This is a genomic window from Sphaerisporangium sp. TRM90804 (assembly GCF_029846175.1).
Classification (GTDB): domain Bacteria; phylum Actinomycetota; class Actinomycetes; order Streptosporangiales; family Streptosporangiaceae; genus Sphaerisporangium.
In genome coordinates, this window is the sequence record NZ_JARWAC010000011.1 from 60,906 (window position 1) to 74,416 (window position 13,511).

Annotated in this window: 10 protein-coding genes and 1 pseudogene; 4 read left to right on the plus strand and 7 right to left on the minus strand. The window is 73.2% G+C overall.

The genetic code is table 11. From position 1 onward, the window contains the following. Positions 1-41: 41 nt before the first annotated feature. From PYR91_RS15105 to PYR91_RS15135, 7 genes and pseudogenes are all read right to left on the minus strand, one after another. A complete protein-coding gene (locus PYR91_RS15105) occupies positions 42-896 on the minus strand; it encodes a hypothetical protein (protein WP_279780434.1) in 855 nt (284 codons plus the stop codon). 204 nt (positions 897-1,100) lie between these two features. After that, positions 1,101-3,680: an ATP-dependent chaperone ClpB gene (gene clpB, locus PYR91_RS15110; RefSeq protein WP_279780435.1), complete on the minus strand. Its 2,580-nt coding sequence runs from the start codon at positions 3,678-3,680 to the stop codon at positions 1,101-1,103. A 243-nt stretch (positions 3,681-3,923) separates the two neighbouring features. Continuing rightward, positions 3,924-4,205 (minus strand): annotated as a pseudogene (locus PYR91_RS15115) (helix-turn-helix transcriptional regulator); the annotation flags it as partial. 20 nt (positions 4,206-4,225) lie between these two features. Continuing rightward, positions 4,226-5,407 carry a molecular chaperone DnaJ gene (dnaJ, locus tag PYR91_RS15120; RefSeq protein ID WP_279780437.1) on the minus strand — a complete coding sequence of 394 codons (1,182 nt, stop codon included), beginning with the start codon at positions 5,405-5,407 and terminating at the stop codon, positions 4,226-4,228. Positions 5,408-5,445: 38 nt separating this feature from the next. Further along, positions 5,446-6,078, minus strand: coding sequence for a nucleotide exchange factor GrpE (gene grpE / locus PYR91_RS15125; RefSeq protein WP_279780438.1), 633 nt, complete (start codon positions 6,076-6,078; stop codon positions 5,446-5,448). Next, positions 6,075-7,961, minus strand: a complete 1,887-nt coding sequence (gene dnaK, locus PYR91_RS15130; protein WP_279780439.1) for a molecular chaperone DnaK — start codon at positions 7,959-7,961, stop codon at positions 6,075-6,077. The genes grpE and dnaK overlap by 4 nt, the downstream gene beginning before the upstream one ends. Before the next feature lie 155 nt (positions 7,962-8,116). Continuing rightward, positions 8,117-8,581, minus strand: a complete 465-nt coding sequence (locus PYR91_RS15135; protein WP_279780440.1) for a hypothetical protein — start codon at positions 8,579-8,581, stop codon at positions 8,117-8,119. 123 nt (positions 8,582-8,704) lie between these two features. Here PYR91_RS15135 and PYR91_RS15140 point away from each other — a divergent pair, with 123 nt between their 5' ends. The 4 genes from PYR91_RS15140 to PYR91_RS15155 all read left to right on the plus strand — a co-directional run bounded on the left by PYR91_RS15140 (position 8,705) and on the right by PYR91_RS15155 (position 13,487). Continuing rightward, positions 8,705-9,622, plus strand: a complete 918-nt coding sequence (locus PYR91_RS15140; RefSeq protein WP_279780441.1) for a proline dehydrogenase — start codon at positions 8,705-8,707, stop codon at positions 9,620-9,622. 76 nt (positions 9,623-9,698) lie between these two features. Then, positions 9,699-10,493, plus strand: a complete 795-nt coding sequence (gene proC, locus PYR91_RS15145) for a pyrroline-5-carboxylate reductase (RefSeq protein ID WP_279780442.1) — start codon at positions 9,699-9,701, stop codon at positions 10,491-10,493. A 174-nt stretch (positions 10,494-10,667) separates the two neighbouring features. Continuing rightward, positions 10,668-11,987, plus strand: coding sequence for an MFS transporter (locus tag PYR91_RS15150; protein WP_279780443.1), 1,320 nt, complete (start codon positions 10,668-10,670; stop codon positions 11,985-11,987). Between the two features lie 99 nt (positions 11,988-12,086). Next, a complete protein-coding gene (locus tag PYR91_RS15155) occupies positions 12,087-13,487 on the plus strand; it encodes an HlyD family efflux transporter periplasmic adaptor subunit (protein ID WP_279780444.1) in 1,401 nt (466 codons plus the stop codon). The last annotated feature ends 24 nt before the right edge of the window (positions 13,488-13,511 follow it).

The following is a 13,511-nucleotide window of genomic DNA, read 5'->3' on the forward strand; positions in this document are numbered from 1 at the left end:
TCCGGGCCGGTTTCGACGCGCCCGGCGGCCGCCCCGGCGCGTCAGCGGACGCGCACGGAGGGCAGCCGGTCGAGGTCGACGCGCAGCACGTGCTCCCTGCCGCGTCCCAGCGCCGTGCCGCCCACCCTGAGTGACACCGAGCCGTCGCGGCGGCCCGCGCGCGCCCCGTCCACCGTCACGGCGGCGGTGGTGACCGCGGGCGTCACGTCGACCGGGACGAGCGTCTCACCGCTGCGCGGGGCCGGCGTTCCCGCGGGCGGCAGGTAGGCGGGCGCCGGGGAGCCCGTGTACGCGTCGGCGGGGACGGTCACCGGCTCGACGGGCAGGCCGCCCGGCAGCTCGGGCGTCAGGTCGAGCACCGAGGCGGGGTCGACGTCCACGACGGGAAGCGGCCCGGTCACGGTCGCGGGGTCCAGGACGGCGCCGGGGGCGCCCAGGACGGACACCGGCGGCACCTCGATCGGCGTGGTCGCGTCCGTGGCCGGGCGGTCGCCGTACCGGGCCTTGCTCCAGCTGATGCCGCTGGTGTCGCCGGGGTACGCCCGCGTCTCGCGCAGGCCGCCGCGCGGCAGGCGCGGCATCCCGGTGCTCCGCATGACGGCCGGCAGGTCGTACAGGCCCGCCATCGCGGTGGTGCTCCGCGCACCGGACGGGTGGGTGACCTGCCTCAGGGCGACGAGCAGGTTGCCGGTCGACTTACGGACTCCCTGGTGCGCGGCGCGGGCCGGGGGAACGGCGGCCCGCCCGCACTCGCCGGCCACGCCGGAGACCGGCTCGACCGTGCAGGAGGCGGGCGGCGCGTCCGCCGCCGCCGGCAGGCAGGCGCCCGCGGTGAGCGTGCCCGCGGTGACGGCGGCCGCGGCCAGCACGCCGCGGATCGGGGTTGAGGTGCGCATGAAGACTCCCTGACTACTTCTCGTGCTCGGACGAGCACCGAAGGTAGTCATGGAGGCATGCCCCGGGCGGGTCGTTAACCGAAAGCTGGCGAAGTCCTTACCATGCGGACGGCCGGGTGGATGGCGGCCCGGGCATGCCTCCGCGCCCGCCGGCGCCGGGCCCGGCGCCGGCGCGGACGCCGGACGGGCCCGAGCCGGAACCGCTCACCGCGCGGGGCCGACGGTCAGGGTGTCGCCGTCGGCGTCCAGGTCGACGACGACCTCCTGCCCGTCGTGGATCTCGCCGCCCAGCAGGCTCGTGGCCAGCTTGTCGCCGATCGCCGACTGCACCAGCCGCCGCAGCGGCCGGGCCCCGTACAGCGGGTCGTAGCCGGTGAGCGCCAGCCAGTCGCGCGCGGCCGTCGTGACGGTCAGCGTCAGGCGGCGGTCGGACAGCCGGCGGGCCAGCCGCGCCACCTGCAGGTCGACGATCTGCGACAGCTCCTCCGAGCCGAGCGCGTCGAACAGGATGACGTCGTCGAGGCGGTTCAGGAACTCCGGCTTGAACGAGCCCCGGACGGCCTGCATCACCCGGTCGCGTTTGGCGGAGGTGTCGAGCGCGGGGTCGACGAGGTGCTGCGACCCGATGTTGGACGTCAGGATCAGGATCGTGTTGCGGAAGTCGACGGTGCGGCCCTGCCCGTCGGTGAGGCGGCCGTCGTCGAGCACCTGGAGCAGGATGTCGAACACCTCGGGGTGGGCCTTCTCGATCTCGTCCAGCAGCACCACGGTGTACGGCCGGCGGCGCACCGCCTCGGTGAGCTGGCCGCCCTCCTCGTACCCGATGTAGCCGGGCGGGGCGCCGACCAGGCGCGCCACGCTGTGCTTCTCGCTGTACTCGCTCATGTCGATGCGGGTCATGGCGCGCTCGTCGTCGAACAGGAACTCGGCGAGCGCCTTGGCCAGCTCGGTCTTGCCCACGCCGGTGGGGCCGAGGAACACGAACGAGCCGGTCGGCCGGTCGGGGTCGGCGACGCCGGCGCGCGCCCGGCGCACGGCGCCGGACACCGCGCGCACGGCCTCGCGCTGCCCGACGATCCTGCGGCCGAGCTCGTCCTCCATGCGCAGCAGCTTGGCGGTCTCGCCCTCCAGCAGGCGCCCGGCCGGGATGCCGGTCCATGCGGAGATCACCTGGGCGATGTCGTCGGCGCCGACCTCCTCCTTGACCATGGGGTCCTCGGGCTGCGCGTGCGCGCTGGCCTCCTCCAGCTCCTTCTCCAGCCGCGGCACGTCGCCGTACATCAGGCGGGAGGCGGCCTCGAAGTCGCCGTCGCGCTGCGCGCGCTCGGCCGCCGAGCGGGCCTCGTCGAGCTGCTTCTTCAGCTCGCCGACCCGGTTGAGGCCGGCCTTCTCGCGCTGCCAGCGGGCCACCAGCGCGTCGAGCTCCTCCTGGCGGTCGGCCAGCTCCTTGTGCAGCCTTTCGAGCCGCTGGATGGCCGCCTCGTCGGTCTCCTTCGCCAGCGCCAGCTCCTCCATCTTGAGCCGGTCGACGGCGCGCTGCAGCTCGTCGATCTCGACCGGGCGGGAGTCGATCTCCATGCGCAGGCGGCTGGCGGACTCGTCGACGAGGTCGATGGCCTTGTCGGGCAGGAACCGCGCGGTGATGTAGCGGTCGGACAGGGTGGCCGCGGCGACCAGGGCGCTGTCGGAGATCTGCACCTTGTGGTGGGCCTCGTAGCGGCCCTTGAGCCCGCGCAGGATGGCGATGGTGTCCTCGACGGTGGGCTCGCCGACGTAGACCTGCTGGAACCGCCGCTCCAGCGCGGGGTCCTTCTCGATGCGCTCGCGGTACTCGTCGAGGGTGGTGGCGCCGATCATGCGCAGCTCGCCCCTGGCCAGCATGGGCTTGAGCATGTTGCCGGCGTCCATGGAGCCCTCGGCCGCGCCCGCGCCGACCACCGTGTGCAGCTCGTCGATGAACGTGACGACCTGGCCGTCGCTCTCCTTGATCTCGGTGAGCACGGCCTTGAGCCGCTCCTCGAACTCGCCGCGGAACTTGGCGCCCGCGACCATCGCGCCGAGGTCGAGGGAGACCAGGCGTTTGCCGCGCAGGCTCTCGGGGACGTCGCCGGCCACGATGCGCTGGGCCAGCCCCTCGACGACGGCGGTCTTGCCGACGCCCGGCTCGCCGATCAGCACCGGGTTGTTCTTGGTCCTGCGGCTGAGCACCTGGACGACGCGCCGGATCTCGTTGTCGCGGCCGATGACGGGGTCGAGCCGGCCCGCCCTGGCGTGCTCGGTGAGGTCGACGCCGTACTTCTCCAGCGCGCGGTAGGTGTCCTCGGGGCTCTCGCTGGTGACCCGGGCGTGCCCGCGCACCTTGTCGAACGCTTCGAGCAAGGCGTTCGGGCTCGCGCCCTGGCCCTTGAGCAGGGTGGCGACCGGGCCGCCGTCGGTGGCGAGGCCGACGAGCAGGTGCTCGGTGGAGACGTACTCGTCCTCGAGCTGCTTGGCCCGCGCCGCGGCGGTGTTCAGCACGACCAGGAGCTGGCGTGAGGTGCTGGGCGCGCTCACGGTGGCGCCCTGCGCCTTGGGGATGCCTTCGAGCTGGTTCTCGGCCTCGGCGCGCAGCTTCTTCCAGTCGGCGCCGACGGCCTCCAGCAGGTGCACGGCGGTGCCGTCGGTCTGGGAGAGCAGGCTGGTGAACAGGTGGGCCGGTGCCACCTCGGGGTGGCCCTCGGCGGCGGCGCGCCGGATGGCGGCGGACAGGGCGTCCTGGCTCTTCCGCGTCAGCTTGTAGTCCACGCTTGCCTTGCCTTTCTCGCATGACGGCCCGCCACGCCTCCGCCGGTCGGGCGGGCGTCGCCACCGCGCTGTGTATGTGTGCGCCGCGTCCGGGGACGGTTGCGCGCCCCCGCGCGCGGCGTGCGGCCCCGGTTTCGCGCGGCCGCGCGCCGGCGCTCGCCGCCGCGCGGCCGGTGCTCAGGCGGGGGGAAGCTGGTACTGGATGAGGGCCCTGATCATCGCCATCTCGCCCTTGAGGCGGCCGATCTCCTCGCGCATGCGGAGGTTCTCGGTCTCCAGGACCAGGATGCGCTTGATCCCCGCCAGGTTGATGCCCTCCTCCTGGGACAGGCGCTGCACCTCGCGCAGCATCACGATGTCGCGCGTGGAGTAGAGCCTGCCGCGGCCGGCCGTACGGCCCGGGCTGACCAGGCCGAGACGGTCGTACTGCCGCAGGGTCTGCGGGTGCAGCCCGGAGAGCTGGGCGGCCACCGAGATGACGTACACCGGAGTGTCGTCGGACAGGTCGAAATAGTGGGCGTCCATCGGCGTCGCCTCCCTTCGGGTTACTCGCTACCGGCCTGTTTGAGCAGATCGGCGCGGGGGTCCTCCGCGTCGGAGACGGCGCGGAACTCCTCCAGCGCGGACTTCGCCTTGTCGTCCAGGTGCTGGGGGACGGAGACCTCCACCGTCACCAGCAGATCACCCTTGGTGCCGTCCTTGCGAGTGACACCCCGCCCCCGCACGCGGAATGTGCGGCCGTTAGGGGTGCTCTCGGGGAGGCGCAGGGTGACCGGCATGCCGTGCAGCGTGGGCACCCGGATCTCGGCGCCCAGCGCCGCCTCGGTGAACGTGACCGGCACCGTGATGGTGAGGTTGTCGCCCGAGCGGCCGAAGACGGCGTGCGGTTTCACGTGGATCTGTACGTAGAGGTCGCCCGCGGGGCCGCCGCTCTCGCCCGGGGCGCCCTTGCCCTTGAGCCGGATGCGCTGCCCGTCGGCCACCCCGGCGGGGATGCGCGCGTTCAGCGTGCGGGTGCTCTTGCCGCGCCCGCTTCCCTCGCACACCGGGCAGGGGTCGTCGACCAGCAGCCCCCGGCCCTTGCAGTCGCGGCAGGGCTCGGAGAATGCGAAGTTCCCGAGGTTGCGGCTGGCGGCCCCCGTGCCCTCGCAGGTCGGGCAGACCCGCGGGGTGGTGCCGGCCTTGGCGCCGGTGCCGTTGCACCCCGCGCAGGCCGAGGAGCTGGTCAGCCGCAGGGACACCGTGGTGCCCTCGACCGACTCGCTGAAGGACATGGTGACCTCGGACTCGATGTCCTGCCCCCGGCGGGGACGGGTCGTGGCCGAGGTGCGGGTGCCGCCGCCGCGGTTGAACAGCCCCCCGAACAGGTCGCCGATGCGCTCGCCCGTGCCGCCCTGCGCGGTGCCGCCGAACAGGTCGCCGAACTCGAACGGGAACCCGCCGGCGCCCCCGCGCTGGGCGCCGGCGCCCGCGAAGCCGCCCAGGCCCGACCCGAACAACGTCCGCGCCTCGTCGTACTCCTTGCGGCGCTTGACGTCGGACAGGATGTCGTAGGCCTCCGAGACCTGCTTGAACTTGGCCTCGGTCTCGGTGTTGCCCTGGTTGGCGTCGGGGTGGTACTTCCTGGCCAGCTTGCGGTAGGCCTTTTTGATCTCCTCGGGGGTGGCGGTCTTCGACACACCAAGGACCGCGTAATAGTCCTTTTCGAGGTAGTCCTTGGTGCTCATCTATCGCTTCCTTCGCCACCAAAGGGATGTGTCGTCGGTCAATTTTCCTCGGGCTCGGCCGGCGCCTCGCCCGCCTCGGATGAGGACTCCGCGGGCTCGGCGACCGCCACCCGCGCCGGGCGCAGGACGCGGTCGCCGATGCGGTAGCCGGGCTGCAGGATCTCCACGCAGGTCGGCTCGGTGACCTCGGCCGAGTAGCTGTGCATCAGCGCCTCGTGCACCGTGGGGTCGAAGGCGTCGCCCTTGGTGCCGTAGGTGGTGAGGCCCAGCTTGCCGACCGCGCTCTCGAGCGCCTCGCTGACCTTGGCGAACCCGCCGGTGAGCTCGCCGTGGTCGCGGGCCCTGCCGATGTCGTCGAGCACCGGGAGCATCTCGGTGAGCACGTTGGCCACCGCCTGCTCGCGGACGACGACGCGGTCGCGCTCCACGCGCTTGCGGTAGTTGGCGTACTCCGCCTGCAGCCGCTGGAGGTCCATGGTGCGTTCGGCGAGCTGTGCCGCCAGATCGGCGGCGTAGCCGTCGTCGGCCGCGGGCTCCGCCGGGGCGGCGGGCGACGGCTCACCCGCCGCCTTCGCCGCCCCCTCGCGCACCTGCCCCGTCTCGGGGTCGATGCGCCGGTTGTCGCGGATGACCAGGCCCTCGTGCTCGCTCCCTGAGGTCGGGGACGTCACGCGGCACCGCCCTCCCGCTTCGGCTCGTCGTCGACGATCTCGGCCTCGACGACGTCGTCGTCGGCCTTGCCGGAGCCGGTGGCGTCGCTCGGGGCGCCGGTGGCGTCGGCCGGGCCGTCGGCTCCGGCGGAGGCCTGCGACTGCGCGTAGATCGCCGAGCCCATCTTCTGGCTCACCGTGGCGAGCTTCTCGGCCGCGGTGCGGATGGCGGAGGAGTCGGTGCCCTCCAGGGTCTTCTTCAGCTCGGCGAGCGACTCCTCGACCTCGGTCTTGACCTCGGCCGGGACCTTCTCGTCGTTCTCGCGCAGGAACTTCTCGGTCTGGTAGGCGAGAGCGTCGGCGTTGTTGCGCGTCTCGGCCTCCTCGCGGCGCTTCTTGTCGTCCTCGGCGTAGGACTCGGCCTCGCGCATCATGCGCTGGATGTCGTCCTTCGGCAGCGCCGAGCCGCCGGTGATGGTCATCGACTGCTCCTTGCCGGTGCCGAGGTCCTTGGCGCCGACGTTGACGATGCCGTTGGCGTCGATGTCGAAGGTGACCTCGATCTGCGGGATGCCGCGCGGCGCCGGGGCGATGCCGGTGAGCTCGAAGGTGGCGAGCTTCTTGTTGTAGGCAGCGATCTCGCGCTCGCCCTGGAACACCTGGATCTGCACTGAGGGCTGGTTGTCCTCGGCGGTGGTGAAGACCTCCGACCGCTTGGTCGGGATCGTGGTGTTCCGCTCGATGATCTTGGTGAAGATGCCGCCCTTGGTCTCGATGCCGAGGCTGAGCGGGGTGACGTCGAGGAGCAGGACGTCCTTGACCTCGCCCTTCAGCACGCCGGCCTGGAGCGCGGCGCCGATGGCGACGACCTCGTCGGGGTTGACGCCCTTGTTGGGCTCCTTGCCGCCCGTGAGCTCCTTCACCAGCTCGCTGACGGCCGGCATGCGGGTGGAGCCGCCGACCAGCACCACGTGGGCGATGTCGGCCACCTTGACGCCGGCGTCCTTGATGACCTGGTGGAACGGGCCCTTGCACCGCTCAAGGAGGTCGGCGGTGATGCGCTGGAACTCCGAGCGGGTGAGCTTCTCCTCCAGGTGCAGCGGGCCGTCGGCGGAGGCGGTGATGTAGGGCAGGTTGATCGAGGTCTCGGTCTGGGCCGACAGCTCGATCTTCGCCTTCTCGGCGGCCTCGCGCAGCCGCTGGAGCGCCATCTTGTCCCGGGACAGGTCGACCCCGTGGGCGTTCTTGAACCGGGTCACCAGCTCGTCCACGACCCGCTGGTCCCAGTCGTCGCCGCCGAGGTGGTTGTCACCGCTGGTGGCCTTGACCTCCACGAAGCCGTGGCCGTCCTCCTGGCCGACGTCGAGCAGCGAGACGTCGAAGGTGCCGCCGCCGAGGTCGAAGACCAGGATCGTCTGGTCCTTGTCCTTGTCGAGCCCGTAGGCCAGGGCGGCCGAGGTGGGCTCGTTGATGATGCGCAGCACGTTGAGGCCCGCGATGGTGCCGGCCTCCTTGGTGGCCTGCCGCTGGGCGTCGTTGAAGTACGCGGGGACGGTGATCACGGCGTCGGTGATCTTCTCGCCGAGGTAGGCCTCGGCGTCGTCCTTCAGCTTCTGCAGGATGAAGGCGCTGATCTCCTGGGGAGAGAGCTTCTTGCCGTCGATCTCGACCGACCAGTTGGTGCCCATCTCCCGCTTGACCGAGCGGATGGTGCGGTCGACGTTGGTGACGGCCTGACGCTTGGCCACCTCGCCGACGAGCTTCTCGCCGTTCTTGGCGAAGGCCACCACGGAAGGCGTCGTACGCGAGCCCTGCGCGTTGGCGATGACGGTGGGCTCACCGCCCTCGAGGATCGAGACGACGGAGTTGGTCGTCCCAAGGTCGATACCTACCGCACGTGCCATGAGTACGTCCTTGTAGTCAAAGTTGAGTCCTGATGACTCAATGGTGGAGAGCGCTGACGTCTTTGTCAAGCGACTTGAGTCTAACGGGCTCAACCCTAATGCGTGGCACGTTGTTCCCCCGCGCCGGGGGTCCGCGGCGGCGACGACCCGCCGGGTCAGGCCTTCGCGCCGTCCACCACCTCCCGGTCGCCCAGAGGCGCCTTCAGCTTCACCGTCGTGGACTTCTGGAAGGAGATCGCGATGCACGCGGTGTCCGCGGGCCCCTCGCGGCCCTCGTAGAGGGTCACGGTCACCTCGCGGGCGGTCTCGGCCACCTCGACGCGGTCGAGCACGAAGCACGGCTCCACGCCCGAAGACCAGACGACCGTCAGGGTGCGCCCGTCGGGGGAGGGCTCCACCTTGTCCCACTCGACCTTCCGCACCGCCCGCATGCCCGGCTTCGGGCGGACGGGGGAGGGCACGGGCGCCGCCTCCGGGGGCGCGCCGTCCGCGGGCGGGCTGATCTGCGTGGCCACGGGCGGGGCGGGGGTGGCGACGTCCGCTCCCGTGGAGGCGCCGCCGCAGCCGGCGGCGAGGAGCAGCATCGTGGTCCCGAGCACCGTCGTCGTCGTCATCCTCATATCCATACTCCTTTCCACGTATTCGATCTCACCGGGGTTCGGAGCGGCGACCTGTCGGGCGCGCCGCCGGGTCGTAGGCTTGGAGGTCTCCCCACCGTCTCCGTGCCGGGAAGGGTGCCAATGGTGGTGCGCCGGGTTCTGCTGGCAGCTTCGAGCAGCGACCGCGTCGAGAGCCTCGTCAGGTCGGCGAGGATGACACGCGAGCTGATGGGCCGTTACGTCGCCGGCGACGCCGCCGAGGACGCCGCCTCGGCCGCCGCCGCGCTCGCCGCCGCCAACGTGCCGGTGACGCTCGACCACCTCGGCGAGGAGGTCCACGCCCCCGGCCACGCCGTCCGCGCCGTCGAGGCGCACCTGGCGGTCCTCGACGCCCTGGTGCGGCGCGGCGTGGCGAAGGGGGCCGACATCACCGTGCGGCTGCCCGCCATGGGGCTCCACCTCGGCGAGAAGGTCGCCCGGGAGAACGCCGCGCGCGTCTGCCGCGCCGCCGACGACGCCGGCGCCACCGTCACGCTCGACATGGAACGCCCCGCGCACTCCGAAGCCGCCCTCGCGCTGCACGCCGGGCTGCGCACCGAGCATCCCGCCACCGGCGTCGTCATCCCGTCGAGCCTGCGCCAGGCCGTCGAGCACTGCCGGTCGCTGGCCTCGGCGCGGGTGCGGCTGAGCCGGGGCCCGGCCGGCGACGACGACCCCGCCGCCTACGCCGACGCCGGCGACGTCGACCGCTCGTACGTGCGATGCCTCAAGGTGCTCATGGCCGGCCAGGGCCACCCCACGGTGGCCACGCACGACCGGCGGCTCATCGAGGTCGCCGCGGCGCTGGCCGTCCTGAACGAGCGCGAGCCCGACGGCTTCGAGTACCTGGTGGCGTACGGCGTGCGCACGCCCGCCCAGCGCAGGCTGGCCGGGCCCGCCGCACGCGTGCGGGTGCGCGTCCCGTTCGGGCCCGGCTGGTACGGCCACCTGGTGCGCGATCTGGCCGAGCGCCCCTCTCACCTGCCCCTCCTCACGCGGTCGCTCATCGGCCGCCGGGCCTGACTCCGCACGGGAACCGGCCGGTGGGAAGTCGGTAGGCTGCGCATGTCTCCCGACTCCTACCCGAGGTGCCCCTGAGATGATCGCGATTCTGGGAACCGGCAAGATGGGCGAGGCCCTGCTGTCGGGGCTGCTGCGGGCCGGCGTGGAGCCGGGCGGCATCATGGCCACCGCGCGGCGCGAGGAGCGCGCGCAGGCCCTCCGCGACCGCCACGGGGTGCGGGTGGTGTCCAACAACGAGGCCGCCGAGACCGCCGACACGCTGATCCTCGCGGTCAAGCCGCAGGACATGGCGGCCCTGCTCGACGAGATCGCCGGCCACGTCCCGGCCGGGCGCCTGGTGGTGTCGGTGGCGGCGGGCATCACGACGTCGTTCGTCGAGGCGCGCCTGGGCGTGGACGTCCCGGTGGTCCGCGTCATGTCCAACACCCCGGTTCTGGTCGACGAGGCCATGAGCGTCATCTCCGCGGGCGCCCACGCCTCCGAGGAGCACCTCAAGCAGACCGAAGAGCTGCTCGCGCCGGTCGGCAAGGTGCTGCGCATCCCCGAGTCCCAGCAGGACGCCGCGACGGCCCTGTCGGGCAGCGGCCCGGCCTACTTCTTCTACCTGGTCGAGGCCATGGTGGACGCCGGCATCCTGCTCGGCATGCCGCGCGCGGCCGCGCTCGACATGGTCACCCAGTCGATCGTCGGCGCCGCCATCATGCTGCGCGACTCCGGCGAGCACCCCGTGATCCTGCGCGAGGCCGTCACCTCGCCCGGCGGCACCACCATCTCCGCCATCGCCGAGCTGGAGCGGCACAGCGTGCGTGCCGCCTTCCTCGCCGCCATCGAGGCCGCGCGCGACCGCAGCCGCGAGCTCGCCTCGGGCTGACCGTCCGCCCAGCCGCCGCACGCGGGACGGACCTCCCCCCGTCGGCCGGTGCCGGGCGGGGCCGGGGGGATCCGGTCGTCGCCGTGCCCTTTAATGGTCAGGAAACTTTCCAGTAAGGCGCGGCTTCCTTCGCAGGTGGGACGCCCGCGCCGGCACGGGGACATGGGGGTATCCGTGGCCGACGACCTACAGCCGGTGGGGCAGCCGTACCCGGGGGTCTCGCCGGAGCGAGAGGCGGAACGGGCCGGGCCTGGCCGCGTCGGGCCGGAGCCGGAGCCGGGGCGGCCCGCGGCGGGGCCGGCCGTCTGGACACGGGACTTCCGGCTGTTCTTCGCCGCCCGGTCGGTCTCGACGCTCGGCACGGCCATGGTGCCGGTGGCGATGTCGCTCGGCGTCCTGCAGGCCGGGTACGGGGCCAGCGGCGTGGGCTTCACCCTCGCGGCCTCGCTGGCTCCGATGGCCCTGCTGGTGCTGTTCGGCGGCGTGCTCGCCGACCGGTTCGGGCCGCGGCGGATGATGGTGGGCGCCGACACCGTCCGCGTGCTCTCCCAGACGCTGACGGCGGTGCTCTTCCTCACCGGCACCCCCGCGCTCTGGCAGCTCCTGGTGATCTCCGCGGTGAACGGCACGGCCGCCGCGATGTTCCAGCCGGGCCTGGCCAGCCTGGTCCCGAGGATCGCCTCCGACGTGCAGCGCGCGGTGGCGACGCAGCGGACGTCCGAGTCGCTGATGCTCCTGCTCGGCCCCTCGATCGCCGGCCTCCTGGTCGCGTTCGCCGACGTGGGCCTGGTGTTCCTCGTCGACGCGGCCGGGTTCGGCGTCAGCGCGCTGTGCCTGTCGCTCCTGCGCCTCGCGCCCGTGGCCCGCGGCGCAGGCGGGGGCTCCATCTGGACGAACCTGCACGAGGGCTGGCGCGAGTTCAGCTCGCGCCCCTGGATGTGGGGGGTGATCGTCGTCTGGGCCGTCATGGGGATCGCCGTCTTCGGCCCCGTGCTGCCGCTGGGGGTCGAGCTGGTCAGCGCCTCCCACCGGGCCACGGGCTACGGGTTCGTCACCTCGGCCTTCGGCGCGGGCACGATCGCCGGCGGCATCCTGGCGATGAGGGTCAAGCCGTCCCGGCCGCTGGCCGCGGGCGCCGCGGTGATGTTCCTGTTCGCCCTGCAGCCGCTGTCGATCACGCTCGACCTGCCGCTGGCGCCGATGATGGCGGCCCACCTGTTCGCGGGGACGGGCTATGCCTTCTGGGGGGTGATGTGGATGACCAGCGTCCAGACCCAGGTGCCGCCCGAGGTGCTGAACCGCGTCCACGCCTACGAGGTGGCCGGATCGGTCATGGCCGTGCCCGTCGGCCAGGCCCTCGCCGGGCCGGTGGCGCTGGTGTTCGGCGCGCGTGAGGTGCTCGCGGTCTCCTCCGTCGTCGCGGTCGTGTGCTGCACCGCCATGCTGGCGATCCCCGCCATCCGCGGCCTGCGCCGCGTCCCGTCCGCCCCGTAGCGGGCCGAGGGCCGCCTCCACCACGGGCCGGAGGGCCGTCCTCGCCTACAGGCAGGGGTTCCAGAGCGGGCGGGACCCTGCCCTCCTACGATGGGCCGGGTGACGATTCGTCGCGGTATCCCCCCGCTTCTCCTCGGGCTGACGTTGCTGCTGGCGTCCTGCACGGGTGACGAGACCCCCGCCGTGCAGATCGTCGCGGCCGGGCGCGCCCCGGTCAGCGAGGTCGTCGAGGCCCCGGCCACCGTGGGCGCCCGGGCCACGGCCACGCTGCGCTCCCCGGCGGCGGGCACGGTGACCAAGCTCTACGTGCGGGACGGCGACAGCGTCGACAAGGGGCAGATCCTCGCCCGGATCGGCTCCCCGCAGGCGAAGGAGCAGCTCAAGCAGGCGCGCAAGGCCCAGAAGCAGGCGTCACGCCCGGTGCGGCTCGGCGGCGCGGTCGCGGCGCCGAGCATCCGGCTGGCGGGCCTGAGCCCGGCCTCGTCCCTCGACAGGAAGGCCGCGCGGGGCTTCGCCGACGCGCGCTCGGCGGCCAGGAAGGTCGGCGACCGGCGGGTCAGGCAGCGGCTCCTCGCCGCGATCGACTCCGCCGCCGCGCGGCATCGCGCCCAGCGGGCCGAGCTCAACAAGATCACCCAGAGCCTCACCCGGTCGCTCAACCAGGTGCTCGCCCAGGTCACCGGTCAGATCGGCGCGGGACTCGGCGGGCTGGCGTCCTCCATGTCCTCCCTGCAGGCCGCCTCGGCGACCCAGGCCGGGGTCGCGGTGCGCGCCGCCGAGTCCACGGTCGACGGGCTGGTGATCAAGGCTCCGTTCGACGGGATCGTCACGCTGGGCGGGCCGGCGGGCGGCGCGGCGCCGGGCCTGGGCGCTCTGCTCGGCGGGCTGCCCGCCGGCCTGGCGGGGCAGGCGGGCGCGGCCACCGGGCCGTCCGGCGCCGGGGCGCCCACCTCGACGGGCCCCATCGCGACGGGCGTGCCGGTCGCGGCCGGGGACGCCGTGGTGACCGTCACGGACGTGTCGGAGCTGACGCTCTCCGCCGACGTGGACGAGACCGACGTGCTGCTGGTCACCCGCGGGGTGAAGGCCGAGGCCGAGATCGACGCGGTCACCGGGGCCTCCTACCGCGCCCGGGTGACCGGCGTCGGCGTCACCCCCAAGGAGGGCACCACCGGCGGCGTCAGCTATCCCGTGCGGCTCACCCTCGGCGACGGCCTGTACGACGACGGCGGCGAGGCCCCCGTCCCGAAGCCCGGCATGAGCGCCGTCGTCCGGCTGACCGTGCGCGAGTCGCCCGACGCGGTGGCGGTGCCCGCCTCCAGCGGTGCCGAGACGGTGGTGTGGGTGGTCCGCCGCGACGGCACGGCCGAGCGCCGGGTCATCAGGCTGGGCGCCCAGGGCGACGCCGCCGTCGAGGTGACGCGGGGGCTGTCGGTGGGCGAGCGGGTCGTGGTCAAGGGCGCCGACACCGTGCGGCCCGGCCAGAACCTGACCGGATGACCGTCCCCGAAGGCACGGCGCCCG

Bases quoted from the DNA above. Each gene is read 5' to 3' on its own strand.
- proC (WP_279780442.1), top strand. From the start codon at position 9,699: ATGATCGCGATTCTGGGAACCGGCAAGATGGGCGAGGCCCTGCTGTCG.
- dnaJ (WP_279780437.1), bottom strand. From the start codon at position 5,407: ATGAGCACCAAGGACTACCTCGAAAAGGACTATTACGCGGTCCTTGGT.
- dnaK (WP_279780439.1), bottom strand. From the start codon at position 7,961: ATGGCACGTGCGGTAGGTATCGACCTTGGGACGACCAACTCCGTCGTC.
- PYR91_RS15105 (WP_279780434.1), bottom strand. From the start codon at position 896: ATGCGCACCTCAACCCCGATCCGCGGCGTGCTGGCCGCGGCCGCCGTC.
- PYR91_RS15135 (WP_279780440.1), bottom strand. From the start codon at position 8,581: ATGAGGATGACGACGACGACGGTGCTCGGGACCACGATGCTGCTCCTC.